General features: G+C 63.4%; 25 protein-coding genes. 12 read left to right on the top strand and 13 right to left on the bottom strand.

Annotation, left to right across the window (positions count from 1 at the left end; translation table 11 throughout):
• Positions 1 to 75 precede the first annotated feature (75 nt).
• The 4 genes from gcl to SO156_RS20140 all read left to right on the top strand — a co-directional run bounded on the left by gcl (position 76) and on the right by SO156_RS20140 (position 4,266).
• A complete protein-coding gene (gene gcl, locus SO156_RS20155) occupies positions 76 to 1,866 on the top strand; it encodes a glyoxylate carboligase (RefSeq protein WP_458146372.1) in 1,791 nt (596 codons plus the stop codon).
• Positions 1,867 to 1,879: 13 nt separating this feature from the next.
• A complete protein-coding gene (hyi, locus tag SO156_RS20150) occupies positions 1,880 to 2,665 on the top strand; it encodes a hydroxypyruvate isomerase (protein ID WP_498535999.1) in 786 nt (261 codons plus the stop codon).
• 214 nt (positions 2,666 to 2,879) lie between these two features.
• Positions 2,880 to 3,767 (top strand): 2-hydroxy-3-oxopropionate reductase, encoded by an 888-nt coding sequence (locus tag SO156_RS20145; RefSeq protein ID WP_498535998.1) that lies wholly within the window; start codon positions 2,880 to 2,882, stop codon positions 3,765 to 3,767.
• Between the two features lie 115 nt (positions 3,768 to 3,882).
• Entirely contained in the window at positions 3,883 to 4,266 is a 384-nt protein-coding gene (locus tag SO156_RS20140) for a DUF1236 domain-containing protein (protein ID WP_458146375.1), read from the top strand.
• 33 nt (positions 4,267 to 4,299) lie between these two features.
• Here the strand turns inward: SO156_RS20140 and SO156_RS20135 are convergent, their stop codons facing one another.
• The 3 genes from SO156_RS20135 to SO156_RS20125 form a co-directional block, all read right to left on the bottom strand.
• Entirely contained in the window at positions 4,300 to 4,677 is a 378-nt protein-coding gene (locus tag SO156_RS20135; protein WP_498535997.1) for a VanZ family protein, read from the bottom strand.
• Positions 4,678 to 4,754: 77 nt separating this feature from the next.
• Positions 4,755 to 5,357 (bottom strand): thiamine pyrophosphate-dependent enzyme, encoded by a 603-nt coding sequence (locus SO156_RS20130; protein WP_498535996.1) that lies wholly within the window; start codon positions 5,355 to 5,357, stop codon positions 4,755 to 4,757.
• Positions 5,358 to 5,365: 8 nt separating this feature from the next.
• Entirely contained in the window at positions 5,366 to 5,926 is a 561-nt protein-coding gene (locus SO156_RS20125) for a thiamine pyrophosphate-binding protein (RefSeq protein ID WP_458146378.1), read from the bottom strand.
• A 256-nt stretch (positions 5,927 to 6,182) separates the two neighbouring features.
• Between SO156_RS20125 and SO156_RS20120 the strand changes: the two genes are divergently transcribed.
• Positions 6,183 to 7,232, top strand: coding sequence for a hydroxyacid dehydrogenase (locus SO156_RS20120; protein WP_498535995.1), 1,050 nt, complete (start codon positions 6,183 to 6,185; stop codon positions 7,230 to 7,232).
• A 123-nt stretch (positions 7,233 to 7,355) separates the two neighbouring features.
• Positions 7,356 to 7,568: a hypothetical protein gene (locus SO156_RS20115; protein ID WP_458146380.1), complete on the top strand. Its 213-nt coding sequence runs from the start codon at positions 7,356 to 7,358 to the stop codon at positions 7,566 to 7,568.
• 18 nt (positions 7,569 to 7,586) lie between these two features.
• On the opposite strand, the gene SO156_RS20110 is transcribed toward SO156_RS20115, so the two are convergent.
• From SO156_RS20110 to SO156_RS20095, 4 genes are all read right to left on the bottom strand, one after another.
• Positions 7,587 to 8,165, bottom strand: coding sequence for a GNAT family N-acetyltransferase (locus SO156_RS20110; protein WP_458146381.1), 579 nt, complete (start codon positions 8,163 to 8,165; stop codon positions 7,587 to 7,589).
• A gap of 6 nt (positions 8,166 to 8,171) precedes the next feature.
• On the bottom strand, positions 8,172 to 10,529 hold the full coding sequence (locus tag SO156_RS20105) for an Orn/Lys/Arg family decarboxylase (protein ID WP_498535994.1): 2,358 nt from the start codon (positions 10,527 to 10,529) through the stop codon (positions 8,172 to 8,174).
• A gap of 214 nt (positions 10,530 to 10,743) precedes the next feature.
• Positions 10,744 to 11,079, bottom strand: a complete 336-nt coding sequence (locus tag SO156_RS20100) for a GYD domain-containing protein (RefSeq protein ID WP_498535993.1) — start codon at positions 11,077 to 11,079, stop codon at positions 10,744 to 10,746.
• A gap of 359 nt (positions 11,080 to 11,438) precedes the next feature.
• Complete coding sequence (locus SO156_RS20095; RefSeq protein ID WP_458146384.1) at positions 11,439 to 11,918, bottom strand: Lrp/AsnC family transcriptional regulator; 480 nt, start codon at positions 11,916 to 11,918, stop codon at positions 11,439 to 11,441.
• 144 nt (positions 11,919 to 12,062) lie between these two features.
• On the opposite strand from SO156_RS20095, the gene ald reads away from it, so the two are divergent.
• Positions 12,063 to 13,178 carry an alanine dehydrogenase gene (gene ald, locus SO156_RS20090; RefSeq protein ID WP_458146385.1) on the top strand — a complete coding sequence of 372 codons (1,116 nt, stop codon included), beginning with the start codon at positions 12,063 to 12,065 and terminating at the stop codon, positions 13,176 to 13,178.
• A gap of 245 nt (positions 13,179 to 13,423) precedes the next feature.
• A complete protein-coding gene (locus SO156_RS20085; RefSeq protein WP_458146386.1) occupies positions 13,424 to 13,738 on the top strand; it encodes a hypothetical protein in 315 nt (104 codons plus the stop codon).
• Here SO156_RS20085 and SO156_RS20080 read toward each other — a convergent pair.
• Entirely contained in the window at positions 13,717 to 15,627 is a 1,911-nt protein-coding gene (locus SO156_RS20080; protein WP_498535992.1) for a flavin-containing monooxygenase, read from the bottom strand. The two genes, SO156_RS20085 and SO156_RS20080, sit on opposite strands and share 22 nt — an antisense overlap.
• Here SO156_RS20080 and SO156_RS20075 point away from each other — a divergent pair.
• Positions 15,620 to 16,072 (top strand): hypothetical protein, encoded by a 453-nt coding sequence (locus SO156_RS20075; protein ID WP_498535991.1) that lies wholly within the window; start codon positions 15,620 to 15,622, stop codon positions 16,070 to 16,072. The two genes, SO156_RS20080 and SO156_RS20075, sit on opposite strands and share 8 nt — an antisense overlap.
• 175 nt (positions 16,073 to 16,247) lie before the next feature.
• Positions 16,248 to 17,306 carry a YeiH family protein gene (locus SO156_RS20070; RefSeq protein ID WP_458146389.1) on the top strand — a complete coding sequence of 353 codons (1,059 nt, stop codon included), beginning with the start codon at positions 16,248 to 16,250 and terminating at the stop codon, positions 17,304 to 17,306.
• 48 nt (positions 17,307 to 17,354) lie between these two features.
• Here the strand turns inward: SO156_RS20070 and SO156_RS20065 are convergent, their stop codons facing one another.
• From SO156_RS20065 to SO156_RS20045, 5 genes are all read right to left on the bottom strand, one after another.
• Positions 17,355 to 18,227 carry an ABC transporter ATP-binding protein gene (locus SO156_RS20065; protein WP_498535990.1) on the bottom strand — a complete coding sequence of 291 codons (873 nt, stop codon included), beginning with the start codon at positions 18,225 to 18,227 and terminating at the stop codon, positions 17,355 to 17,357.
• Positions 18,224 to 19,099: an ABC transporter permease gene (locus SO156_RS20060; protein ID WP_498535989.1), complete on the bottom strand. Its 876-nt coding sequence runs from the start codon at positions 19,097 to 19,099 to the stop codon at positions 18,224 to 18,226. Before SO156_RS20060 ends, SO156_RS20065 begins: the two co-directional genes overlap by 4 nt.
• 38 nt (positions 19,100 to 19,137) lie before the next feature.
• The gene (locus tag SO156_RS20055; protein ID WP_498535988.1) at positions 19,138 to 20,559 is read right to left on the bottom strand and encodes an ABC transporter substrate-binding protein; all 1,422 of its coding nucleotides are present in this window, start codon (positions 20,557 to 20,559) and stop codon (positions 19,138 to 19,140) included.
• A gap of 165 nt (positions 20,560 to 20,724) precedes the next feature.
• Positions 20,725 to 21,498 (bottom strand): Crp/Fnr family transcriptional regulator, encoded by a 774-nt coding sequence (locus SO156_RS20050; RefSeq protein ID WP_458146393.1) that lies wholly within the window; start codon positions 21,496 to 21,498, stop codon positions 20,725 to 20,727.
• Positions 21,499 to 21,679: 181 nt separating this feature from the next.
• Positions 21,680 to 21,988, bottom strand: coding sequence for a gamma-butyrobetaine hydroxylase-like domain-containing protein (locus SO156_RS20045; RefSeq protein WP_458146394.1), 309 nt, complete (start codon positions 21,986 to 21,988; stop codon positions 21,680 to 21,682).
• 231 nt (positions 21,989 to 22,219) lie between these two features.
• On the opposite strand from SO156_RS20045, the gene SO156_RS20040 reads away from it, so the two are divergent.
• Positions 22,220 to 22,993, top strand: a complete 774-nt coding sequence (locus SO156_RS20040; protein ID WP_498535987.1) for a ferredoxin--NADP reductase — start codon at positions 22,220 to 22,222, stop codon at positions 22,991 to 22,993.
• A 105-nt stretch (positions 22,994 to 23,098) separates the two neighbouring features.
• Positions 23,099 to 24,841 carry a fumarate reductase/succinate dehydrogenase flavoprotein subunit gene (locus tag SO156_RS20035; protein WP_498535986.1) on the top strand — a complete coding sequence of 581 codons (1,743 nt, stop codon included), beginning with the start codon at positions 23,099 to 23,101 and terminating at the stop codon, positions 24,839 to 24,841.
• Positions 24,842 to 24,857: the final 16 nt, after the last annotated feature.

Raw genomic sequence — 24,857 nt, 5'->3', positions numbered from 1 at the left:
AATCGATCTCGTTGAGCGCAGCCCACGCACAATCGATGATCACGCTCGAAGCAAGGCAACCGAGCGAGGTCCGATATGGCGAAGATGCGAGCCGTCGATGCAGCCGTGCGTATCCTGGAGAAGGAAGGTATCTCGACCGCCTTCGGCGTTCCCGGGGCCGCGATCAATCCGCTCTACTCGGCGCTGAAGAAGCGCGGCTCGATCCGCCACATCCTGGCACGCCACGTCGAGGGCGCCTCCCATATGGCGGAGGGTTTTACGCGGGCGAAGGCCGGCAATATCGGCGTCTGCATCGGCACGTCGGGACCGGCCGGCACCGACATGATCACCGGGCTGTATTCGGCGATCGCCGATTCCATTCCGATCCTCTGCATCACCGGGCAGGCGCCACGCGCGCGGCTTTACAAGGAGGACTTTCAAGCGGTCGATATCGAATCCATCGCAAAGCCCGTGACCAAATGGGCCGTCACCGTGCGCGAGCCGGCGCTGGTGCCGCGCGTGTTCAGCCAGGCCTTCCACGTGATGCGCTCGGGCCGGCCGGGGCCGGTGCTGATCGACATGCCGCTCGACGTGCAACTCGCCGAGATCGAATTCGACGACGAGACCTATGAGCCGTTACCGGTCTACAGGCCGACCGCGACGCGCAAGCAGGTCGAGAAGGCGCTGGAGATGCTCAACGCCGCCGAACGGCCGTTGATCGTGGCGGGTGGCGGTATCATCAACGCCGATGCCTCCGACCTGCTCGTCGAATTCGCCGAGACCGTGAACGTGCCTGTCGTGCCGACGCTGATGGGGTGGGGCGCGATCCCCGACGATCATGTGCTGATGGCTGGCATGGTGGGCCTGCAGACCAGCCATCGTTACGGCAATGCCACCATGCTCGAATCCGATTTCGTGCTCGGGATCGGCAATCGCTGGGCCAACCGGCACACCGGCTCGATCGAGACCTACACCAAGGGCCGCAGATTCGTGCATGTCGACATCGAACCGACGCAGATCGGGCGCGTCTTCAATCCCGATCTCGGCATCGTCTCGGATGCGAAGGCTGCGCTGGAGTTGTTCGTCACCGTCGCCAGGGAGTGGCGCCGGTCTGGCAGGTTGCGCGAGCGCCAGGCGTGGCCCGCGGCCTGCCGCGATCGCAAGCGATCGATGCTGCGCAAGAGCCATTTCGACAACGTGCCGATCAAGCCGCAGCGCGTCTACGAGGAGATGACCAAAGCATTCGGACGCGACACCTGCTATGTCACCGTGATCGGCCTGTCGCAGATCGCCGGCGCGCAGTTTTTGGGCGTCTACAAGCCGCGCAACTGGATCAATGCCGGGCAGGCCGGACCGCTCGGCTGGACGCTGCCCGCAGCGCTTGGCGTGCGCGCGGCGTGCCCGGATCGCGATATCGTTGCGCTATCGGGCGATTACGATTTCCAGTTCCTGATCGAGGAGCTCGCGGTCGGCGCGCAGTTTAATCTGCCCTATGTCCACGTCGTCGTGAACAATTCCTATCTCGGCCTGATCCGTCAGGCGCAGCGCGGCTTCGACATGGACTATCACGTCCAGCTTTCCTTCGAGAACATCAATGCGCCCGAACTCGGCGTTTACGGCGTCGACCATGTTGCAGTCGCCGAAGGCCTTGGCTGCAAGGCGATCCGCGTCACCGACCCCAAGGACGCGCAGGCCGCGTTCGCGACCGCGCGGGAGCTGATGGCGAAGCACTGCGTCCCCGTGGTGGTCGAGTTCATCCTCGAACGCGTCACCAATATCGCGATGGGAACGGAGATCGACAACATCGTCGAGTTCGAGGAGGTCCTTGACCTGCCGCTCGACGATGTCGAGATCACGCGCCCGGGCGTGTTGCAGCCGGCGGAATAGGGAGAACAGCATCATGCCAAAGTTCGCCGCCAACCTCACCATGCTCTTCAACGAGATGCCGTTTCCGGATCGTTTTGCCGCGGCGAAGTCGGCTGGATTCAGCGGGGTCGAATATCTGTTTCCGTATGTTTTCGACAAGGCGCTGTTGCGCGAGCAGCTTGAGAGCCACGGGCTCACGCAGGTGCTGCACAATCTCCCCGCCGGCAACTGGGCGGGCGGCGAGCGCGGCATCGCGATCTTTCCCGATCGCGTCGCCGAATTCCGCGACGGTGTGTTTCGCGCCATCGACTATGCCAAGGCGCTCGACTGCGACCGGCTCAACTGCCTCGTCGGCATCGCGCCGGCGGATGCCGATCCGCGCGAGCTGAACGAGACGCTGATCGGAAACCTGCGCTTCGCTGCCGCTGCGCTGGCGCGTGAGAATATCGAGTTGCTGGTCGAGCCGATCAACACGCTCGACATTCCCGGCTTCTTTCTCAATGGCACCGAGCAGGCGGCGCAGCTCATCACCGAGGTACGTTCGAGCAACCTGTTCATCCAGTACGACGTCTATCACATGCAGATCATGGAGGGCGACCTCGCCCGCACCATGCAAAAATATCTCGACCGCATCTCGCATATCCAGCTTGCCGACAATCCCGGCCGGCACGAACCGGGCACGGGCGAGATCAACTATCCCTTCCTGTTCCGCCATCTCGACGCGATCGGCTATCGCGGTTGGATCGGCTGCGAGTACAAGCCGCGCACCACGACGCTGGAAGGCCTGTCCTGGCACGCGGCGCAGACCTTCGAGACCTGAGAGTGCAGCCACAGCGACGGTGCGCTCCCTCTCCCGGTTGCGGGAGAGGGCTGGGGTGAGGGTGTCTCCACGACGGGGTTCGTTGAGGCGTGCTGCAATAATCCCAACGCGGAGAGAACCCTCACCCGGCACTGCGTGCCGACCTCTCCCGCAAGCGGGAGAGGTGAGGGAGCCCGTGGATCGGACTTACCAAAATCGAGAGGAAACGACTGACATGATCGACATTGGCTTTATCGGGCTTGGCACCATGGGACGGCCGATGGCTGGCCATCTTTTGGCGGCGGGCCATCGCCTCTTCCTGCACGACGTCGCGCCGATTCCGCCCGACCTGATCGCGGCCGGCGGTGTCGCCTGCAAGTCGGCGAAGGAGGTCGCGGAGGAGGCGGATGCCGTCATCATCATGGTGCCGGATACGCCGCATGTGGAGGCAGTGCTGTTTGGCAAGGACGGTGTCGCGAGCGGCATCTCGAAGGGCAAGATTGTGGTCGACATGAGCTCGATCTCGCCGCTGGCCACGAAGGAATTTGCCAAGAAGATCGAGGCGCTCGGCGCCGATTATCTCGACGCGCCAGTATCGGGCGGCGAGGTCGGCGCCAAGGCGGCGAGCCTCACCATCATGATCGGCGGCCCGGAGCGCGCCTTCAACACCATGAAGGGTGTCTTCGACAAGATAGGCAAAAACGTCACTCGCGTCGGCGCCAATGGGGACGGGCAGACGACCAAGGTCGCGAACCAGATCATCGTCGCGTTGACGATCGAGGCGGTGAGCGAGGCTCTGCTGTTCGCATCGAAGGCTGGCGCCGATCCTGCGCTGGTGCGGCAGGCGCTGATGGGCGGCTTTGCCTCGTCACGGATCCTTGAGGTCCATGGCGAGCGCATGGTGAAGCGCAATTTCGAACCGGGTTTCCGTATCGAGCTGCACCAGAAGGATCTCAACCTCGCGCTCGAAGGCGCGCGCTCGCTGGGGCTCTCGCTGCCGAGCACGGCGGTGGCGCAGCAATTGTTCTCAGCCTGCACAGCGCATGGCGGCAAGGCCTGGGATCATTCTGCGATGGTGCGCGCGCTCGAATTGATGGCGGGTCATGAGATCGCCGCGGCGTAAGACTGTTACGCGGTAACACTCTCTGGATTGGTCTTGCTTGAGCGGTTCGGGAACCCGGAACTATCACCGGGGTCCGCGGTTGATGGCGCACGAACAAACAATCTGGAGAGAGGACATGAAGACCCGTCTTGTGATCTCGTTGGCTGCCATTTCGCTGCTGGCGTCAAGCGCAGCCTTTGCGCAGTCGACCACAGCCGAGGGTGCCGCGAATGGTGCGCGGGCCGGCGGCGAGATTGGTGGTCCGGTCGGTGCGATGGTGGGCGGCACCGTCGGCGCGGCCGTTGGCGCTGGCCTCGAAATTCCGAACGCCGTGCTGGGCGGCATTCCGCGCGACAACTCGGTTGTGGTTCACGAGCACGTCGTGGTCGGCGAGCCGCTACCGCCGACAGTGGTGTTGCACCCTGTGCCGAACTACAGGGAATACGACTATGCGGTCGTCAACGACCGCCGTGTGATCGTCGAGCCGCGGACCCGCAGGGTCGTCAAGATCATCGACTGATCATCCTGGACAGGGACGGGGCCCTGCGGAGGCTTACTCCGCGGGGCCTTCGTTTGCGACGCCGGCAGCGCCGCGGGAGCGGGCGACGGCCCGGTCGATCGCAGCGGAGAGCGCGAATCCCATGCAGGCGGCGAATGCATCGACGATGAAGTCCTCGAACCGTGCATGGCGACCCGGTGCCCAGAGCTGCAATACCTCTAGCAGGCCGATCAGCACGACGGCGATGGCCGTGACGCTGAGGCGGCGCTGCGAATAGGCGAACCCGAAAGCGAGTCCGACCAGAACGAAGGCGAGCGCATGCTCGCCGTCCTGGCCGAGGTCAGCATGCGGGCGCAGGCCTGGTGGCCCCAGGGTCGCGAAGGTGACGGCGGCGGCAAGCAGCCAGGCAAAGAGACGCAACAAAACTGACATCCGATCCGCTTAGCACGGCCGGCGCCGGATCGGTCATTGCACCGGGATCAGATCGCCGTGTAGTTAATGACGAAATATTACAGTGGCTGCCGGACGCCGAGGCCATTCATGAAGCGCTCGCGGATTTGTACGGGATCGCGGCGCGTTGTGCCGACGCCGGGCTTGTCGTCGATGCGCACCGCAATGAGGCTCGGTTCCGAGGCCGTTAGCGAAGCCTCGACCAGTCGCTCGAAATCCTCCTCGTCCGCGGCCCAGGCACTGTTGGCGAGACCCGAACCGGTCGCGATTGCCACGACGTCGGCCACGCCGGCGGCCGGCGTCGGCTGCGAACCTGTGATCTGGTAGATGCCGTTGTCCATCACGATCATGGTGAGGTTTTTCGGCTTGAGGGTCGCGATCGTCGTCAGCGCGCCGAGCTGCATCAGCAGCGAGCCGTCGCCTTCGAGCGCAATAACCCGGCGATTGGGCTGCGCCAGCGCCACCCCGAGCGCGATCGGAAAGGCGAGGCCCATGCTGCCGAGCATGTAGAAGTTTTGCGGGCGGTGGCCCGCGGCCCACAGGTCGAAATTGGTGTTGCCGATGCCGCCGATCACGGCCTCCTCATTCTTCAGTTTCGTGATCAGGCGCGAGGTGACGTCGAAGCGGTTCATCACCTTGGTGTTGCGGGCGGTCGCGTTCATGGCTGACCTCACTTGTCAAAGACCTTGCCGCCGGTAAGCAGCGGGTTGAGGATCAGCGCCACCGGCGCCTGTGTGGTGACGGCCTGCTTGATCGAGCGGTCGGCGATGAATTCGAGCTCGTCGAGCCGGGTGATGGTGTGATGCTCGAGCGCCAGCGAGTCCAGCACCGGGCGCATGGTGCGGCAGACCAGCGCCTGGCCGTAGTTGAACTCGCCGAGCGTGCCGCGCTCGGACACGAACATGATCAGTGGGATCTGATAGGGCACCGCGAGCGAGGCCAGCACATTGGCGAGCGTTGCAAAGCCCGAGGTCTGCATCAGCACGGCGCCCCGCCGTCCGCCCATCCAGGCACCGGAAACGATGCCGACGGCTTCCTCCTCGCGCGCGGTCGCAAAGGTCATGAAGAAGGGATCGGCGTGCAGGGCCCTGATCAGCGGCGTCAGCACGCGATCGGGTACGTAAGGGACGAGGCTGACATCGTTCCGCTTGAGCGTTTGCAGCACGATGCCGTGCCAGCTTTGTTCGGTGGGAGACATCTGGGGCGGGGTGCGTTGCTCCGCGATCGTCATCTTGTCCTCCCTTCCGCCGCATCTTTCTTGATCTGTGCGCGGTGCCGCTTCGTGGGCGGTTTCAGCCCGAACTTGACGCCGCGGGCGGGATTGTCAACATGTCCGGGTTGCCACGGTGGTCTGCGCTCCGCGCGCTGCCGTGGCTGGCGCTACCATGCCATAAGCAACCATAATGAGAGCAATGGGAGGAAAGCAGGGAAGGGGCGCATGCTGCGCGGGTCCTGCCTGGCCTTCCCGAGAGGTCGGAAGCACTTCGATGCCCGTCAACACCAAGCGCGTATTCTACGTCAAATATCTCGCACATCCAATCTATGTCGACATCCTGAAGGCACGGAGCGACGTCCGGCTCGATCGCATCGAGAATGAAAGCCCCGAAGAATTCTACGCGCCGATCCTGGAGGCCGCGCACGTCTATCAGATCGGCGCTGCGCGCGACGAGCTCGCCTCGCATTTCCACGTCCAGGCCGAGCTGTTGAAGCGCGCGCCGAATCTGCTGATCGTCTCGTCCAATGGCGCAGGCTTCGATCCGGTCGATGTCGAGGCCTGCACGGCGGCGGGCGTGCTCGTCGTCAACCAATCCGGCGGCAATGCTCATTCGGTCGCCGAGCATGCGCTCGCGATGATGCTCACGCTGTCGAAGCGCATCATCCAGTCGGACCGTCGTCTGCGGCGCGAGCGCGACGTGAACCGCAACGATCTCATCGGCAATGAGGTTGGGGGCAAGACAATCGGCATCGTCGGGCTCGGCAATGTCGGCCGTCGCATAGCCGCGCTCTGCAACACCCTGCTGGGCATGAAAGTGCTGGCTTACGATCCGTACCTTTCGGCAGACGTGATGGCCGGGCGGGGCGGGGAGAAGGTCGAGCTCGACGAGCTCCTGCGCCAGTCCGACTTCGTCTCGATCTCCTGTCCGCTCACCAAGGAGAGCCGCGGCATGATCGGCGTGCGCGAATTTTCGCTGATGCAGCCGCACGCCTATTTCATCACCACCGCGCGCGGCTTCGTCCACGACGAGGACGCGCTGCTCCAGACCCTTCGCGACGGGCGCATCGCCGGCGCCGGCCTCGACGTCTGGTCCAAGGAGCCGCCACCGCCGGAGCATCCGCTCCTTCAGTTCGACAACGTGTTGGCGAGCCCGCACACTGCGGGCGTGACCCGTGAGGCCCGCGAGAACATGGGGCGCATCGCCGCCGAGCAGGTCCTCGATGCGCTCGACGGCAGGCGGCCGCCGCGCATCATCAACCCCGAGGTCTGGCCGCATTACGCCGAGCGCTTCCGGAAGACGTTCGGGATCACGCCAGGATAGGGCGGGGCGACTTACGGATCGGATGGGGCCTGGAGACGACGATCAGTTTGATCCCGCTCAAAATCTCCTTCCCTCCGCGGAGCTAAAAGGGATTAGAGTGCTGCCGGGGCAGCAGGAGGTCCCATGTCACGCTATGTCGTCAGGTTCATGAAGGACGTGCTCGGTGAGTACGGCCGGCAGAGTGAGGTCTGCCAGGGAACCCTGGAAATCGACGCTTCCTGTGAAAGCGAGGCGACCGAGCAGGCCAAGCTGAGATTCTGCAAGGACCAGGCGTTGCATCACTGGTCCCTGCATGCGGATCGTATCCATGTGAAGGCGGCCGATTTTCCGTCCTGAGGCGGAGGTTCGGCGCGTTTAGCGGCTGATGATAGACGCAGGCGGCGCCGCGGTCGCGCCGGCGCCGAGTGATCGCTGGACCATGACGGTATCGGACCAACGGCCATAGCGGTAGGCGACCCCGCACAACAACCCGACCCGCGCAAAGCCAAATTTTTCGTGCAGCGCCAGCGAAGGCGCATTGTCGGCGTCGATATAGCCGATCATCTGGCGGAAGCCGGCTGCCGCGCAGGCGTCGACCAACTCCTGTAGCAGCAGGCGTCCGACACCACGGCCGAGGTGGTCGTGATGCACGTAGATCGAATGCTTGGCGGTGTAGCGATAGGCCGGACGCTTGCGAAACAGCACGGCATAGGCATAGCCGATCACCTCGCCGCGCCAGGTCGCCACCAGATGAGGCAGGCGCGTATGCCTCAGGTTCTTGCGCCGGTCGCGCAGATCGTCGGGCTCGGGCGCTCCGGTGCCCTCGACGTCCCTCGCCACGCCATGGCGGACGTGATGGCGGTAGATCGCCAGCATCGCCTCGACGTCGCTGTCGCGTGAGGGCCGGACCAGGATCGGATCGTCATCCTCGCGCATCAGACCTGTTCCGTTCATCGATCGCTACTCGGCCACCACGTAGGTGTAGAGCCCGATCCGGCCGGCGGCGTCGACCTCCTTGTAGACGCCCTGGATCTCGACGTCGAAGCCCGGAAACGTGTTGAAGCAGGTCTCGAACATCTTGAGATAATCGATCATGGGCTTCGCGCGTTCCGTGAGCCGCTCGCCGGGAACGATGGTGGCGATGCCGGGCGGATAGACCACGAAAGGCGTGGTCGCGATCCGGCCGGTGATGGCCTCGATCGGCAGATAGTCGACGTCGTTGCGGATCAGGCAGCGTGCGGCGTCGCGTGGCGATAGCGCGATCTCGGGCAGATGCTCGGGCAGGAACTGCCGCGCCTGGAGCGCACTGACGTCGGCCTTGCGGAAGAAGCGGTGCATCTCCGCGCAGAGGTCGCGCAGGCGCACGCCTGCATAGCGCGCCTGCCGGCGCTGATAGAATTCGGGGATGGCATCCGCCAGCAGCGCATTGTCGTCGTGTAGCTTCTTGAACGCGACGAGCCCCGAGATCAGCGTGCCGGCCTTGCTCGCCTCGACCCCCGGCGTGAGGAGGAAGAGCAGGGAGTTGAGGTCGTTCTTCTCGGCAACGATACGGTTCTCGCGCAAGTACTGCGCAACGACGGGGGCGGGGATGCCGTGCTCTGCATAGGCGCCGGTGGCGCGGTCGAAGCCGGGCGTGAGCAGCGTCAGCTTGTTCGGGTCGGTCATGGCAAAGCCTTCGGTCACATCGGGGAAGCCATGCCAGTTGCTGTCGGGACCGAGCTGCCAAAGCGCGGGATTGGTCGCAAGCTCGTCGGTCGAGAGCGTTTCCCAGGCGACGTTATGCGCCGCGCCCGGCCGGCTCACGTCGGCGATGGCGACGCGGTCGGGAACGAACGGCTCGAAGAACCAGCGCCGCTCGACGTTCTGCTCCTTTTCCTCGAACTCGCGGCGCATGGCCCGGATCTTCTTGCGCAGTTCGATGCCGAGGCGGATCGTGTCGTCCCACAGCACTTCGCCCGAGCGCCCCTTCATCATCTGCGCGCCGACGTCGAGGGAAGCAAACAACGGATAGAACGGCGAGGTCGAGGCGTGCTGCATGAAGCTCTCGTTGAAGCGGCGGTGCTCGACGCGCCGCTTCTGGCCGCGGATGTGACGATCCCTGATGTGGATCTGGGATGCCTGCGAGAAGCTCGCAAGCTGCTTGTGGGTCGACTGCGTCGCGATGATGCCGGGTGCGTCCGGTGTCAGCCCCGACAAGCCCATGGCGAAGCGCCCGGCATAGAGCGGGTGGAATTTCATGAAGCCGGCCCAGGCTTCGTCGAACAGGATGTAGTCGCAGAGGTGGCCGATGCGCTTCAAAATCATCTCGGCACTGTGAATCGTCCCGTCGTAGGTGCACTGTTCGACGACCGCGACGCGGAACGGACGCTCCTTGTGCCAGGCGTCGCGATCGCTGACCAGCGGATGGTTGCGGATCGCCTCGCGTAACGCCTTCTCGTCGAGCGCCTCCCAGCGCATCGGGCCGATCAGGCCCCAGGCATTGCGGATGGTCGGCACATAAACAGGGATACCGCCATTGATCATCAGCGCGCCGTGATGGGCAGCCTTGTGGTTGTTCCGATCGAACAGCACCAGGTCGCCGTCGGTGACGAGCGCGCCGAGCGCGACCTTGTTGGAGGTCGAGGTGCCGTTGAGTACGAAATAGGTCTTTTCCGCGCCGAAGATTTGGGCTGCTTCCTTCTGCGCTTTGAGTGCCGGTCCTTCGTGGGTCAGGAGATCGCCGAGATCGAGCACGGAATTGTCGAGGTCGTCGCGGAATACGGACTCGCCGAGATGCTCGACGAAGACCCGGCCGATCGGGCTGCGGCTATAGAACATGCCGCCATTGTGGCCCGGGCAGGTCCAGAGTTGGTTGCCTTCCTCGGCATAGTCGACCAGCGCGCCGAAGAACGGCGTTTTCAGCGTCTCGGCATATTGCTTGAGCCGGCTGATCAGATTTTTTGCGATGAAGGGCGGCGTCTCCTCAGAGAGGAAGACATAGCCGTCGATGAAATCGAGCACCTCGACCGGGAGATCTTCGAACCGCTTGCGCCGGATCAGCAGGATGATTGGGAAGTCCAGGCCGCGGCGCCGCATGAGGTTGATCAGGGCGGCGGTCTTGCCCTCCAGCCCCTTCTTGCCCCAGTCGACCACCATGCAGCCGATGGCGGCGTCCGTCTGCACCGCGATCTCGGCGTCCTCCAGCTTGCGGGCCCTCACGACCTCGAAGCCGGAGCGCTGGATCTCCTCGATGATCTGGTTGAAGCGGATGCCCTCGAGATCGTCGGCATCGAACACCGGGGCGGCGAACAGAAAGTTGAAGCGCTTGAAATAGTCCATGGTGGGTCCCGAATCTGCGAGGCCAACAGGTCTCGGCACATTCGATGACAATTAGATGACAGGGGCGTTTGGATGACAGAGGCCTGGTGCGGACGACGTGATGCTCCCCGTCTTTCATTCAAAGGGAGGCGGGCCGGGCCGCGTCGGCACGTGAACGCGCCGCCGCTCGCAACGGTAGAGCGGCGGCGGCATCGCATCTGGAGCGGTTCAGATTCTAGCTGCCCGGGGGGCTATAGGAGGAGCGCAGCTTGGCTGCGTTCTGCCGCACCTGCTTGATCTCGTCGTGCGTGAACAGTCGAGTGAGCTTTACGTTCTGCAGGGTGCCGGCGGTGACGGTCAGGCCGGATATGGCCGGAGCCGCACTCGGATCGGGTACATCGAATATAACCAGAACGCCGGGACCGTCGGCCGCAACGCTGTACATCGAGATCAGCTTTCCGCCGGCTGCTTCGATGAGTTTACTCGCCGCCTCCTGGCGATTGGTCGCGGGGTTTTCCAAAATGGCGTTGAGAGCGCGTGGCGTATATTGTCCGGTGAGGCAAAAATGCATGGGATGTCCTCCTTCCGAGGTTATGGAAACAATTATTCATGCCGTTTCGAGCTAGTCGTCACAGCCGCAGTATCTGAAATGATGAAAGTTGCGATGCCCGCCGTAGGCACAAAGGCCGCAAGTAATTGCCGTGATTTCGGCACATCCCGGTAGCGGCTCTCCCGCACGTTACATCAGCTACCAAGGGGTCGAAAGAGGATTCGCGCGATTGCGCGATGTGGCGCACAAGCCGAATTGCCGCGCCCTCGTCGCAGTTTTCGTTGGTGCCGCGCAAGGAGGTATCGCGGTCCTGCATGCATGCAGCCCGCAGCGCCTTGAGATCATTCGAAACAAAGGAGGCGAGGAGCCAGAGGCCCGCGCTAGCGTCTCATCTCGCCGAACACCACTGTCGGCACGGCGCGGTTGACGACTTCGCGCAGCGCGAAGCTCGATTGCACCCGGGCGACACGAGGCAGGCGCGACAGCTCGGTGCGGTGGATGCGCTCGAAATCCTGGATGTCGCGCGCGAGCACGATCAGGATGTAGTCGTCGGTGCCCGACATCAAGAAGCAGCGCACGACGGAGGGGCATTTCACGACCTCGGCCTCGAAGGCCTTCAGCGCCTCCTCGCTCTGGCTCTCCAGCGCGATCCGTACCAACACCGTCGTGGTGAGCCCGAATTGCCCGAGATCGAGCGCGGCCTGATAGCTGTGGATATAGCCGTCATCCTCCAGCGCCTTCTGCCGCCGCGCCAGCGCCGTACTCGACAGGCCGACCTTGTTGGCGAGCTCGGTGTGACTGGCTCGCGCATTGGTGGTGAGTTCCGCGAGGATGGCGAGATCTTTTCGGTCAAGGGCCAAGGTTTCGTTTCCAGCGTGGAAGGGCCAATCAGCGCCGGAAACCGGCGTCCGGGAGCCGAAACTAGCTGATATTTGCACGAAACCAAACCGCGGCGGCCGCTAACATGGAGAGAAGAATCAAGACGTTACGGCAAGGAGCTCGCCATGCGCGTTGGTGTTCCCAAGGAAATCAAGGTGCAGGAATATCGCGTCGGGCTCACCCCGGGCGCCGTTCGCGAATATGTCGCAGCCGGGCATGAGGTCTGGGTCGAGACCGGCGCAGGCGAGGGCATCGGCGCCTCCGACGAAATCTACCGCAAGGCGGGCGCTGCGGTTGCCGGCAGCGCGCGAGAGATCTTTGCCAAGTCAGAGATGATCGTGAAGGTGAAAGAACCGCAGCAGAGCGAGTGGACGCAGCTTTGCGAGAATCAGATCCTCTTCACTTATCTTCACCTCGCGCCGGATCCCGCGCAGACCAAGGGGCTGCTCGCCTCTGGCTGCACCGCCATTGCTTATGAGACGGTCACTGACGCGGGCGGCCACCTCCCTCTGCTCGCGCCGATGAGCGAAGTCGCCGGCCGTCTCGCGATCGAGGCGGCCGGCGCCGCACTCAAGCGTTCGGCAGGCGGACGCGGCGTGTTGCTTGGCGGCGTCCCCGGCGTGCAGCCGGCGCGGGTCGTCGTGCTCGGCGGCGGGGTCGTCGGAACCCAGGCGGCACGCATGGCGGCGGGGCTCGGTGCAGAGGTCACCGTCATCGATCGTTCCATCCCGCGCCTGCGCGAGCTGGACGACGTGTTTCTGGGGCGCGTACGCACGCGCTTCTCCACGATCGAGTCCGTCGAGGACGAGGTGTTTTCTGCCGATGTCGTGATCGGCGCGGTGCTGGTGCCCGGTGCGAGCGCTCCGAAACTTGTAACGCGCGCGATGCTCAAGTCGATGCGGCCCGGCGCCGTGCTGGTCGATGTTGCGATCGACCAGGGCGGCTGTTTCGAGACCTCGCGCCCGACGACCCATGCCGAGCCGACCTACGAGGTCGACGGCGTCGTGCACTACTGTGTTGCGAACATGCCAGGCGCGGTGCCGGTGACATCGAGCCAGGCGCTGAACAATGCCACGCTGCCGTTCGGCCTGACGCTCGCGGCCAAGGGCTTTGCCGCCGTGCTCGAGAATCCGCATTTGCGCAACGGCCTCAACGTCTATCGCGGCCGCATCACCAACAAGGCGGTGGCGGAGAGTCTCGGTCTGCCGTTCTCGCCAGTCGAGGGCAGCCTTGCGGCATGAACGGTGCCGTCGCATCGGGTTTGATGATCGCGCACCGGGTCGATACGCGTACTGCGTTGTCGCTCCATAGTTGTAGATCTCTAAATGTGCCCGTTTCGCATCTCGCGCAAAAGTTCCGCGCGGCGCGAAAAACAGGGATCACGCTTCAGTTCACGTCGTCTCTAAATTTCCTCGAAATGGTCACATCGGGGTTAGGTTGCTGGCATTGATAGAAACGATCCGAATCTTCGTACGGAACGGTCCGAATGCTTGGCGTTCTCATCCTTGTCCTGGTCGCCGCGATCTCGTTTGCAGCGGGCTATGTCACGCGCGATCGCATTTCGCGACAGCGCCGCGCCAGGTATCTGAAATGGGAACCCTACATCCGATCGGGCAAACCACCGGCACAGCCGCCGGCGTTTCTGGTTCGCACGCCGAAGGCTCAGGCGCCACGCATCCGTGCGGTCGATAGCGCCGGTTCGGCGCCGTCTCTTGCGCAACCTTCGGTCTCGCAAGCGCCCGTCGCGCAGCCACCGGCCGACGCCGGGCGCCGCCAGGTTCACACCTTCGTCAGGCGGTAGTCGCTGAGATCCGGATCGTGCGTCATCCGCCAGTAGTCCACGAAGCGCCACGGCATCGCTGAGAACACCCGTCCGCAAGCGTTGCGGTAGTAGGTGGTCATGCCCGGATGGGTCCAGATCATCGCCTCGTGCTCGGTGTCGACCTTCCGGATGTAATCGTCGTGCACATCCTGGCGGACGTCGATGGCGGCGACACCGTTCTGCATCATCTCGACGAGACAAGCCGAGATGTAGCGGCTCTGGCATTCCGACTGGAAGATCACGCTGCCGCCATGCGCCGGGCCGGAGTTCGGGCCGAGCATGCAGAAGAAGCTCGGGAAGCCCGGGACGGTGAGGCCGAGAAACGCGGTTGGATTGTCACCCGCCCAGGCGTCGCGGAGATTCTTGCCGTCGCGGCCGGTGATATCGAGGCGCGCCGCCATCTCGGTGACCTTGAAGCCGGTCGCGACCACGATGATGTCGGCCGCGCGGTTCTGGCCGTCGGATGTCACGATGCCATCGCAATCGACATGATCGATCGCCCCGGTGACCAGATCTACATTGCCGCGCGTCAGCGTCTTGAACCAGCCGTTGTCGAGCAGGATGCGCTTGCCGTAAGGCGGGTAGGTCGGCACGCATTTGGCGATCAGGTCAGGGCGGTCCTTCAGCTCGGAGAGGATGAAGTCCGTCAACTCCTGGCGATGCCGGTCATTGCCCTTGTTGACCGCGCGTTCCGGATGCGGCCAGGCTGGATCCTTGCGCAGGAACGGCAACAGGCCGTCGCCATAGCGCCAGAACATGTTGAAGCGGTACCACTGCACATAGAGCGGCAGATGCGCGAGCAGCCAGCGCGCACCCGCGGTAATTGGATCGGAATAGCCCTTCACCGGCCGCGCCCATTGCGCGGAGCGCTGGTAGACGGTGACGGAAGCAACGCGAGGTGCGATCGACGGTACGAGTTGCATCGCGGTCGCGCCGGTGCCGATCACGGCGATATGCTTGCCATCGATCTTGATGTCATCCGACCACAGCGCCGAATGGAGGATCTGGCCCTTGAAATCCTCCTCGCCTTTGAAGCGGGCGCGCGAGGGATCGTTGAGCTGGCCTATCGCGCTGACGAGTGCCGTGGACTCGAACATTTCTTCGCCGCGGCTCGTTCTCAGCGTCGAGAACCAGCGGCGCTTGCTCTCATCCCATCGCGACGAGGTCAGCTGCGTGTTCAGCCGCAGATGCTTGCGCAGGCCAAATTCGTCCGCGACCTTCTTGAGGTAATCGAGCAACTCCTCGCGCTGGCAAAAATAACGCGTCCATTCGTTGCGCGCGCCGAAGGAGTAGGAATAGGAATGGTTCGGCGTGTCGACGCCGCAGCCGGGATAGCGGTTGATCCACCAGGTGCCGCCGAGCTCGGCGTTTTTCTCGACGATAGTGTAGGGGATGCCGAGATGACCGAGCGCCACGCCAAGCGCAATGGCGCAGACGCCGGCGCCGACGATCAGCACATGCTGCCGCGCCAATTGCGCGTCGGACGGACGTCTGCTCCAGCGCGCCTCGCGCGGCACAAAGCCCATCTCCTCGCGCATCAGCGGCGCATATTCCGGCGCGACATTCTCGCCGAGGCAGGCACGCATCATCTTCAGAAGCAGCTCCTCGCCGGGATCGGTGATCACAGGTGTTGGATGGCCATGGGCAAAAAGTTCGACCACGGCGGCGCGGATTTCGTCCTGCACGTCTCTCGGCACGCCGGCCTCGGGATCCGGGATGAGGCGGATATCGCGCTTCGGCAAATAGGGCGGGGCGAGCCAGCGCTCGTCGCCGGTCATGTGAACGAGCACCATCAGGAGGCAGCGGATGTCGCCCTCGGCGATCACCGAGGCGAGGTCGAGCTGCTGGCGCGGCAATTCGATGTTCATGGATGGTCTCAAGTCCGGCGAAAGCGGCTGGCGCGATCGTCGCACTTTACCGCCGACCCGCGCGGGGGGCTTGGGCCCAGACGCCACCAAAGAAGAAAGCTATCGTTGTAGTCTGTCCCGGCGGAAGAAATTTCCCGCGCAGCGCCAAAAAAAGCCAATCAGTTCCATTGCCGTGAGAGACGGAAACGACGACATTCCGTTAAGAATTCAGTGGATTGGCTTCGCGATGGAACGCGCAAATTTTGAGCCTTTTGGTGAGCGACTGGCCCCGGGAAGGGATGACCGGCCGCAGTCGCGCGCCTCCAAATATCTGCTGTGGACCGGCACCGGTCTGTTCTGGTCGCTGGTCGGTGCCATCGTGCTCGCCCGGGCCGCCTTCTTCGAGCCCGGCGTTTTCGACGGCTTTAGCCGCGTCGCCTCCCTCGCGAAGGGCCTGATCTTCTAGGCCATCGACCAGCCGCTCCTTTTTGCCTGCAATGTGTTCCAACGCCGCCCTTTGGGCCGAGGCGCGCAGGAGAATTGTCTTTAGGGACATTACTTGCTTCCGTCGGCCCGGATAGAAAATATATTGCCCTCTTGCGCCCTCTCGCGCATAAAATCTTCTCCTTCGGGAGATTTGAGTGGCCCAGAACGAAGCATCCTCTTCAGCCGGCGCAAGACCGGTGACCACCGCCGGCCGGATTGTGGCGCTGATTCCAGGCGTTCTCCTCTGCATCGGCATTGCCGGCATCTCAGCTGTTCTTGAAGCTACGGAACGGCACGCCCTCGCACATCCCTATGTGGAGGCGCTGGTGATGGCGATCCTGCTCGGCATGGCCGTGCGCAGTTTCTGGAAACCATCCGAGCGCTGGCAGGCCGGCGTCGCCTTCAGCGCCAAGCAGCTCCTCGAAGTCGCAGTGATGCTGCTCGGGGCCTCCATCAGCTTTGCCGCAATCGCCGCGTCCGGCGTGACGCTCCTCGCTTCGATCGCCGCCGTGGTCGTGGTCGCGCTCTGCGTCTCGTTTGGCTTAAGCCGCATGCTCGGCCTGTCCACACGGCTGTCGATCCTGATCGCCTGCGGCAATTCCATCTGCGGCAACTCGGCGATTGCCGCCGTGGCGCCGATCATCGGCGCCAACAATGAGGAGATCGCGTCCTCGATCTCCTTCACCGCGATACTCGGCGTGATGATGGTGCTGGGCCTGCCGCTGCTGATCCCACTCCTGCAACTGACGGCTACGCAGTATGGCATTCTCGCAGGGTTGACCGTCTACGCCGTGCCGCAGGTTCTCGCGGCGACCGTGCCGGCCGGGCTGGTCAGCACGCAGATCGGAACGCTCGTGAAGCTGATGCGCGTGCTGATGCTGGGGCCGGTCGTCGTCGGCCTCTCGCTCATTGCCTCGCGTCGGCAGGGCGGGGCGAAGAAGACCAGCGTCGGGTTCTTCCGGCTCGTGCCCTGGTTCATCCTCGGCTTCCTCGCGCTCGCCACGCTCCGTTCGCTCGAGATCGTTCCCTCAACGGTGGTCGGTCCGGTGACGAAGATCACCACATTCCTCACCATCGTCTCCATGGCCGCACTTGGCCTTGGCGTCGACGTGCGCGTGCTCGCCAATGTCGGGGGACGGGTGACGGCCGCGGTGACGCTGTCGCTGATGCTGCTGCTCGGGATCAGCATCGGCCTGGTGCATTGGTTCAAGTGAGGGACGAAGGCTCGCGCACACCTCTTCCCGCAAGCAGGATGCGGTGAACTACAACACGTCCGCCAGCGAATGGCCACGCAGCTCGATGTTCAATCCTTGCATGCCCAAATCGTTGATCTCGCCGCCCATCGCCTTCAGGCTCTCCTCGCGGATCAGGGACATCAGGCCGCGGCGCAGCGCCAGGAATTCCGAGGACATCATCATCGATTGCTGCCGCGGCCGCTCCAGCGGAATCGGGATCTCCGCCTTGATCGAGCCGGGCCGCGCGGTCATGCAGTAGACGCGGTCGGAGAGGAAGATCGCCTCGTCGATGTCGTGGGTGACGAACAGCACCGAGATCTTCAGCCGCTGCCACATGTTGGTGAGGATCTGCTGCATGATCACGCGGGTCTGCGCGTCGAGCGCGCCGAACGGTTCATCCAGCAGCAGCACCTTCGGCCCCGTCGCGAGCGCTCGTACGATGCCGACCCGCTGCTTCATGCCGCCGGAGAGCTTTTCCGGATAATGCTTCTCGAAGGCTTCGAGGCCCGCGAGCCCCAGCAGCGTGCGCGCTGCGCGCTCGCGCTGCGAGCGCGGCATGCCACGCATCTTCAGGCCGAACTCGACGTTCTCGCGCACCGTCTTCCAGGGAAATAGCGAATATTGCTGGAACACCATGCCGCGCTCGGCGCTCGGCCCGCTCACGCGTTCGCCGTCGACCGTGATGGTGCCGGTGGTGGGTTTGAGAAACCCGGCCACCGCATTCAAAAAGGTCGACTTGCCGCAACCGGAGGGTCCGACGATCGAGACGAACTCGCCCGGCTTCACATGGATATGCGTATTGGTGACGGCCTCGACCGACCCGTCGATGGTCTCGTAGATCAGCGAAAAATTCTTGACCTCGATATGCCCCTGCGGGCTGGCGGTCGCGATCTCGCTCATTTCGCCCTCCATGGCATCACCAGTTGTCCGGCGCCTCGGATCAAGAGGCTCGATCCGAGGCCGAGCACGCCGATCGCGATCATGCCGAGCGCGATGTCGGCGTATTGGACCAGCGAATAGGCCTCCCAGGTGAAGTAGCCGATGCCGTATTGTCCGGAGATCATCTCGGCCGCGATCAGCGACACCCAGGCAACCCCCATGCCGATGGTGAGGCCGGTGAAGATGTGCGGGAGCGAGGCCGGAAAATACACCTCGCGGAAGATCGAGCGCTCGCGAGCCCCCAGGCATTGCGCGGCGCGCACCAGCACGGGATCGACCAGCGACATGCCGTGTAGCGTGTTGACTAGGATCGGGAAGAACGAGCCGAGGAAGGTGATGAAGACAATGCTCTGCTCGTTGGTCGGCCACAGCATGATCGCCATCGGCACCCAGGCGATCGCCGGTATCGGCCGCAGCACTTCCGCAACCGGGAACACCACCTCATGGACCAGCTTGAAGCGGCCCATGATCAGCCCGAGCGGCACGCCGACGATGGCCGCCAGCGAGAAGCCGAAGAAGATGCGCCGGCAGCTCAAGAGGATATGCAGCAGAAATTTGGGATCGTGGATCGCCTTGGTGAAGCTCGCATAGACCGCCAGCGGCGAGGGCACGTTGGTGAAGCGCACGAAGAACACGACGCGGTAGGTCGTAAGCAGATGCCAGACGAGCAGGAAGGCCGCGAGCGAGACGACGCCGATGGCGGTCGCACGCAACCTGTTTTGGTTGAGCCGGTACCAGCGCCCTGCCAAGGCGCCGAATGACGGCGGAGCGGGGGTCGGCACCGTGACGGGCGCAGGGTCAGCTTCGGTGACGGCGGCTGCAGCTGCCGGCATTGCGGCCTCTTGATGGCGCAAGATGGCGGGACTGCTGCTCACGTCTTGCCTCCGGTGACCGCCGATTTCACGGCATCGTCGAAGCCGAGAACCTTGCCGTTGATCTTGGCTGCATAGGCTTCCGCGTCCTTCTTCAGGAGGAACGGCGCGACGTCGCCGTCGCCGACCGCATAGAAGGCCTGGTCGGCGAACAGCTTGATGCCGCGGGTGGTGTCGAAGACGTAGGCGACGTTGATCTTCTTGCCCTTGGCCTTGAAGTCGGCGTAGGCACCGAGCGTGCAGGACGCGCTCGCGAAGGGCAGGATGCCCGCCTCATCCACCCAGACCTCACCGGCCTTGCGCGGAGCTAGGATCGGCTTCTTGCAGAAGCTATCCTCGCCGGAGATCTCGTAGTTCTTGGTGCTCGCAAGCTGCGCGTCATAGTCGAGCTTCATCTCGGCATAAGCCTTGCGGATGTAGCTGTCATCGACCCACTTCTTCGGATCGAACTCCTTCATGCGGCCGAGGTTTTGCAGCACCTTGACGTCTGTGGTGGCCGCCTCGATCAGCGCCGCTTTGATCGTGGGATCGGTGGTCATGTTGCCGCTGGGGCCTAAGAAGATGTAGACGACCTCCTTGCTGATGCCGGTCCACTCCTGGATCTTCTCGGCCGCGAGCTTGGGATTGTCGCGCAGCCACTGGTTGGCGGCGATGATCGCCTTCATGTAGGCGACGACGACCTCCGGATATTTCTCGGCGAAATCGGTGCGTACGACGATGCCGTGAAAGGTCGGAAGGTTGGTCTCGACGCCGTCAAAGATCTTGCGGGCGAAGCCGCGGAATGGCAGCAGCTCCGCGAAGGGCACGAAGTCGGCATGGGCGTCGATCTTTTTCTCCTGCAGGTTGGTCGAGCCGACCTCGGGGCTCTGGCTCACGAGCTGGAAGAAGTCGGACGCATAGCCGCGGTCCTGCATTGCCTTCAGCACCATGCCGTGCGCGGCGGAGCCGAAGGGCACGCTGACGAGCTTGCCCTTGAGATCGGCGAGATCGTAGTAGGGCGAATCCTTGTGGACAACGATGCCGTTGCCGGAGCCGGAGAGGCTATAGGCGGCGACGCCGATCAGCCGGCTCTTGCTCTCGGGATTGCTCTCGAAGGTGAAGCCGTTCACGATCAGCGGGTAGTCACCCATCATGCCGATCTGAAGCTTGTTCGCCATCATCGCATTGGTGACGGGCGGGCCGGACGTGAAATTCTGCCATTCCAGCTCGAACTTGATGCTGGCGTATTTGCCGTCGGTTGGCAGATACTTTTCGAGGAGATGTAGCTGCCGGATGACGACGCCAGCGGTGACCGTATTGGTCGTGGTGTCCTGCGTGCCGATACCGAGGGTGACTGTCTCCGCCGTCGCGGGCTGCGCCAGGAGGAGCGCCAGCGACGTCACCGACATCGCGATCGAGAGTGTGGGAAGATGGCGGACCATTCTCATCCTCATTCGGTTGGATGTGCTGTGGTTGCCATGATTGGGTGAGGGGGCGGACAGGGCAAATCCGGATTTACCGCCGCAGTCGATTAGTTGCCGGGAAAGACCGGTTGCATACTCCTTGGGCAGTTTTGCAGTTGAAAGCCAATAGCATGTGCACCGGTCTCAATCGGACGCCAGCCCGCGCATCTCCTCCAGGATGTCGGGGCGGCAGACCACGATCTGGGAGCGCTTCGTCTGAACGATTCCCTTCTCCTGCATGCGCTTCAGGCTGATCGTGACCCATTGCCGGGTCGCGCCGACCATGTGGGCAATGTCGGCATGGGTGAATGCGGCCGCGATCACCCTGCCGTCGGCGTCTTCCACGCCATAGAGCTCGACGAGGTGGAGCATCAGATGGGCGAGGCGCTGGGTGATCGAGCGCGTCCCCAGCATCTGCGCCAGCGCCGAATAGCATTTGCCCTTGAAGGTCAGCCCTTCGATCAGGCCGATGGCCAGGTTGGGGATCTCGGCCGCGAGCGTTCGCAGCTCCTTTCCGGGAAGGTGCACGACGCTGCAATTGCTGGATGCGACGCCTGACCATTGATGCACGGTGCCTTCGAAGACTTCGGGCCCGCCGACGAAATTGCCGACATGCCAGTAGGCGAGCGTGATCTCGCGACCCAGCGGCGAGGTGTAGAAGACGCGGATGCGGCCGCTTTCGATCAGCCAAATGCCGTCATGTTTGCCGCCCTGGCTGAACAGCGTCTGGCCGCGGTTGAGCACCTTGCGGCGTCCCTGCTTCAGCACCAATTCGCGCTCGCGCGGCGTGAGCTTGTCCATCAGCGGCGGCGGCCCACCGATCCACTGCTGGTTCTCGGTGAGCAGCAGCGAAGAGCTTCCGGCAGACCGGACCATTGCGGGAACAGTCCCGCGAACCGCATTGGCCGCCTGCAACATCACCTGCCTCCGGATTGTTCAAACCGTTCTAAAGAGGAGCAATGTCCGTGCCAGACGGGGGGAGGAAGGGGCGTTCCCGCAAAATCTCGAAAACAACCCCATGCAAAGTAGCGTGGCGCAGCCAAGGGACACCGTCCCGGCGTACGCCTGCGGGGGGCATGAAAGCGGAGGGTGGGGCTATCTAACCGTCCGGGCGCTCGGCCAAACTCAGCAAATACGGTTTCGGGTAAATCCCGCGATTGTGGCCGTCCGAGAACGAGATGTTCAGCCCATAGCCGAGGTCGCCGATCTCGGTGATGGCGATGCCCGGAAACTCCTGGGGGAAGCGGCCGTCGAAGCGGGCGCGGGTGCAGTGGGCGCATTTGCAGGAGAGGCGGAGCTGCTCGGCGGTGAGCATGACCTCGCCTTCGCCCGTGGTGCGCACGACGAGCGTCGCGAGATCGGCGCTTGCTGCATAGTCGGTCACCGTTGGTGCGGTCAGAGCAGTCATGGTCGTGGCAAGCCTCCGGTCTCCTTCTAGCCAGCCAAGAAAGCGTCGCGATAGCAACTAATTGCCGGACAAGAGCGGACGCGACGGTCACGGGGAAAGCGCGGCTGCCTCCTCTTCGGTCATTGCCCGCGAAATGTGAAACTAATCGACCGGGAACGCCAGTTCGCCGTTGCGGCAATAGCGCCTCTCCGAAACTTTCCCCGGCGTCGGGCAAGCAAGGAGAGACGAACGATGAGCGCTTTTCAGAAGGAGACGGTCCTCTCGGTCAAGCACTGGACCGAATCCCTGTTCAGCTTCACCGCGACGCGCGATCCCGGCTTCCGCTTCCAGAACGGCCAGTTCGCCATGATCGGGCTCGAGGTCGACGGCCGGCCTTTGATGCGCGCCTACAGCATGGCGAGCGCCAATCACGAGGAGACGCTCGAGTTCTTCTCGATCAAGGTGCCGGACGGTCCGCTCACCTCGCGGCTTCAGAAGATCAGGGAGGGCGACATCATCCTGGTCGGCCGCAAGCCCACGGGCACGCTGATCACCGGCAATCTCATTCCGGGCAAGCGGCTGTTGCTGCTGTCCACCGGCACGGGGCTCGCGCCCTTCGCAAGCCTGATCAAGGACCCCGACGTCTACGAGAATTACGAGAGCATCGTACTCGCCCATGGCTGCCGCCAGGTTTCCGAGCTCACTTATGGCGAGCACCTGGTCGAGAGTCTGCTGGCCCACGAATTCTTCGGTCCCCTGATCAGGGACAAGCTGATCTATTACCCGACCGTCACGCGCGAGCCGTTCCGCAATCGCGGCCGCATCACCGACCTGATCGCCTCGAACCAGCTCTTCGACGACATCGGCCAGCCCGGCCTCGACCGCGACACGGATCGCATCATGCTCTGCGGCAGCCCGGCGATGCTGGAAGAGCTCCACATGATGTTCAGGGACCGCGGCTTTGCCGAAGGCAATCACAGCCAGCCCGGCCACTTCGTGATCGAGAAAGCGTTCGTGGAGCGGTGAGAGGGCAAATCTCTCTCCGGCGACAACTAATTGCTATCGCCGGTAAGCCACCTGAACAAATCTGATGCAAAGGCGCCGGACGTGCCGGCGAACCAGGAGCAAGCGATGGCACTAGATCAGATTGTCGACGGACTTTCGGAGGTTTCCTGCGACGTGCTCGTCATCGGCGGCGGAACGGCCGGTCCGATGGCGGCGCTAAAAGCGAAACTGAAGAACCCGAAGGCCAACGTCGTCCTGCTCGAAAAGGCCAACGTCAAGCGCTCCGGCGCGATCTCGATGGGCATGGATGGGCTGAACAACGCCGTCATTCCCGGCTACGCGACGCCAGAGCAGTACACCAAGGAGATCACCATCGCGAACGACGGAATTGTCGATCAGAAGGCGGTCTATAAATACGCTCAAAACTGCTACAAGATCATCGAGGAGCTCGACAGCTTCGGCATCCGCTTCCTGAAGAACGAGAACGGCGACTATGCCGTCAAGAAGGTGCACCACATCGGCACTTACGTCCTGCCGATGCCGAACGGCGAGACCGTGAAGAAGGCACTCTACCGTCAGCTCCGCCGCGCCCGCATCCTGATCTCCAACCGCTACATGGCGACGCGGTTGCTCAAATCCGCCGACGGCCGCATCGCCGGTGCGATCAGCGTCAATACGCGCACCGCCGAAATGCTCATCATCAAGGCCAAGGCGGTGATCCTGTGCATGGGCGCCGCCGGCCGGCTCGGGCTGCCAACCTCCGGCTACATGTTCGGCACCTACGAGAACGCCGCCAATTCCGGCGACGGCTACGCCATGGCCTATCACGCCGGCGCGGCGCTCGCGAACCTCGAATGTTTCCAGATCAATCCGCTGATCAAGGACTATAACGGCCCGGCCTGTGCCTATGTCGCGGGGCCCTTCGGCGCCTACACCGCCAACAACGAAGGCTCGCGCTTCATCGAATGTGACTACTGGTCGGGCCAGATGATGCTCGAGTTCTACAACGAGCTGTTGTCCGGCAAGGGGCCGGTGTTCCTCCAGCTCAAGCATCTGCATGCCGACACCATCTCGGAGATCGAGTCCACGTTGCACAAGGTAGAGCGGCCGACGCGCGGCTTGTTCCAGCAGGGGCGCGGTGTCGACTATCGAAGTGAATCGATCGAGATGCACATCTCCGAGATCGGATTCTGCTCTGGCCACAGCGCCTCTGGCGTCTTCGTCGACGACAATGCGCGCACCACCGTGCCGGGACTCTATGCCGCCGGCGACATGGCGAGCGTGCCGCACAACTACATGCTGGGCGCCTTCACCAACGGCTCGGTCGCCGGCATCGACGCGATGGAGTTCGCTGACGGCCACGACTTTGCGGAAATCGATCCGAGCGAGGTGGCGAAAGAGCGCGAGCGCGTGATGGCGCCGACCACGCGCGAGGACGGCATTCCACCGAACCAGATCGAGTACAAGACGCGGCGTCTCGTGAACGACTACCTCCAGCCGCCGAAGGTGACCCGCAAATACGAGCTTGGCATGCGCCGCCTCGCCGAGGCACGCGAGGACATGCAGGACCGCATGATCGCGCGCAACGCGCATGAATTGCTCCGCGCGCTGGAGGTGCAGTCGATCATGGATTGCGCGGATATGGCGGCTCACGCCTCGCTGTACCGCGAGGAGAGCCGCTGGGGCCTCTACCACTGGCGCACGGATTTCCCGGAGAAAGACAACGAGAACTGGTTCTGCCACACGCTGCTCAGCAAGAAGGACGACAAGATGACCAGCGAGAAGCGCGCGGTCGAACCCTATGTCGTGCCGATCGCCGACGACGAGAAGGACCTCTACGACAAGCAGCGCATCCGGGCGAGCGCCTGAGCCGCCGAACAGCAAC

This window comes from Bradyrhizobium sp. UFLA05-125 (genome assembly GCF_059803515.1).
The sequence above is the reverse complement of the archived record's forward strand: the minus strand, read 5'-3'. Positions and strand labels throughout refer to the sequence as shown.

Bases quoted from the DNA above. Each gene is read 5' to 3' on its own strand.
- SO156_RS20085 (WP_458146386.1), top strand. From the start codon at position 13,424: ATGCTTGGCGTTCTCATCCTTGTCCTGGTCGCCGCGATCTCGTTTGCA.
- SO156_RS20075 (WP_498535991.1), top strand. From the start codon at position 15,620: ATGTTCATGGATGGTCTCAAGTCCGGCGAAAGCGGCTGGCGCGATCGT.
- SO156_RS20045 (WP_458146394.1), bottom strand. From the start codon at position 21,988: ATGACTGCTCTGACCGCACCAACGGTGACCGACTATGCAGCAAGCGCC.
- SO156_RS20055 (WP_498535988.1), bottom strand. From the start codon at position 20,559: ATGGTCCGCCATCTTCCCACACTCTCGATCGCGATGTCGGTGACGTCG.
- SO156_RS20125 (WP_458146378.1), bottom strand. From the start codon at position 5,926: ATGACGATCGCGGAGCAACGCACCCCGCCCCAGATGTCTCCCACCGAA.
- SO156_RS20080 (WP_498535992.1), bottom strand. From the start codon at position 15,627: ATGAACATCGAATTGCCGCGCCAGCAGCTCGACCTCGCCTCGGTGATC.
- hyi (WP_498535999.1), top strand. From the start codon at position 1,880: ATGCCAAAGTTCGCCGCCAACCTCACCATGCTCTTCAACGAGATGCCG.
- SO156_RS20105 (WP_498535994.1), bottom strand. From the start codon at position 10,529: ATGGACTATTTCAAGCGCTTCAACTTTCTGTTCGCCGCCCCGGTGTTC.
- SO156_RS20100 (WP_498535993.1), bottom strand. From the start codon at position 11,079: ATGCATTTTTGCCTCACCGGACAATATACGCCACGCGCTCTCAACGCC.
- SO156_RS20065 (WP_498535990.1), bottom strand. From the start codon at position 18,227: ATGAGCGAGATCGCGACCGCCAGCCCGCAGGGGCATATCGAGGTCAAG.
- SO156_RS20110 (WP_458146381.1), bottom strand. From the start codon at position 8,165: ATGAACGGAACAGGTCTGATGCGCGAGGATGACGATCCGATCCTGGTC.
- SO156_RS20130 (WP_498535996.1), bottom strand. From the start codon at position 5,357: ATGAACGCGACCGCCCGCAACACCAAGGTGATGAACCGCTTCGACGTC.
- SO156_RS20035 (WP_498535986.1), top strand. From the start codon at position 23,099: ATGGCACTAGATCAGATTGTCGACGGACTTTCGGAGGTTTCCTGCGAC.
- SO156_RS20140 (WP_458146375.1), top strand. From the start codon at position 3,883: ATGAAGACCCGTCTTGTGATCTCGTTGGCTGCCATTTCGCTGCTGGCG.
- SO156_RS20145 (WP_498535998.1), top strand. From the start codon at position 2,880: ATGATCGACATTGGCTTTATCGGGCTTGGCACCATGGGACGGCCGATG.
- SO156_RS20135 (WP_498535997.1), bottom strand. From the start codon at position 4,677: ATGTCAGTTTTGTTGCGTCTCTTTGCCTGGCTGCTTGCCGCCGCCGTC.
- SO156_RS20050 (WP_458146393.1), bottom strand. From the start codon at position 21,498: ATGTTGCAGGCGGCCAATGCGGTTCGCGGGACTGTTCCCGCAATGGTC.
- gcl (WP_458146372.1), top strand. From the start codon at position 76: ATGGCGAAGATGCGAGCCGTCGATGCAGCCGTGCGTATCCTGGAGAAG.
- SO156_RS20040 (WP_498535987.1), top strand. From the start codon at position 22,220: ATGAGCGCTTTTCAGAAGGAGACGGTCCTCTCGGTCAAGCACTGGACC.
- SO156_RS20115 (WP_458146380.1), top strand. From the start codon at position 7,356: ATGTCACGCTATGTCGTCAGGTTCATGAAGGACGTGCTCGGTGAGTAC.
- SO156_RS20120 (WP_498535995.1), top strand. From the start codon at position 6,183: ATGCCCGTCAACACCAAGCGCGTATTCTACGTCAAATATCTCGCACAT.
- SO156_RS20060 (WP_498535989.1), bottom strand. From the start codon at position 19,099: ATGCCGGCAGCTGCAGCCGCCGTCACCGAAGCTGACCCTGCGCCCGTC.
- ald (WP_458146385.1), top strand. From the start codon at position 12,063: ATGCGCGTTGGTGTTCCCAAGGAAATCAAGGTGCAGGAATATCGCGTC.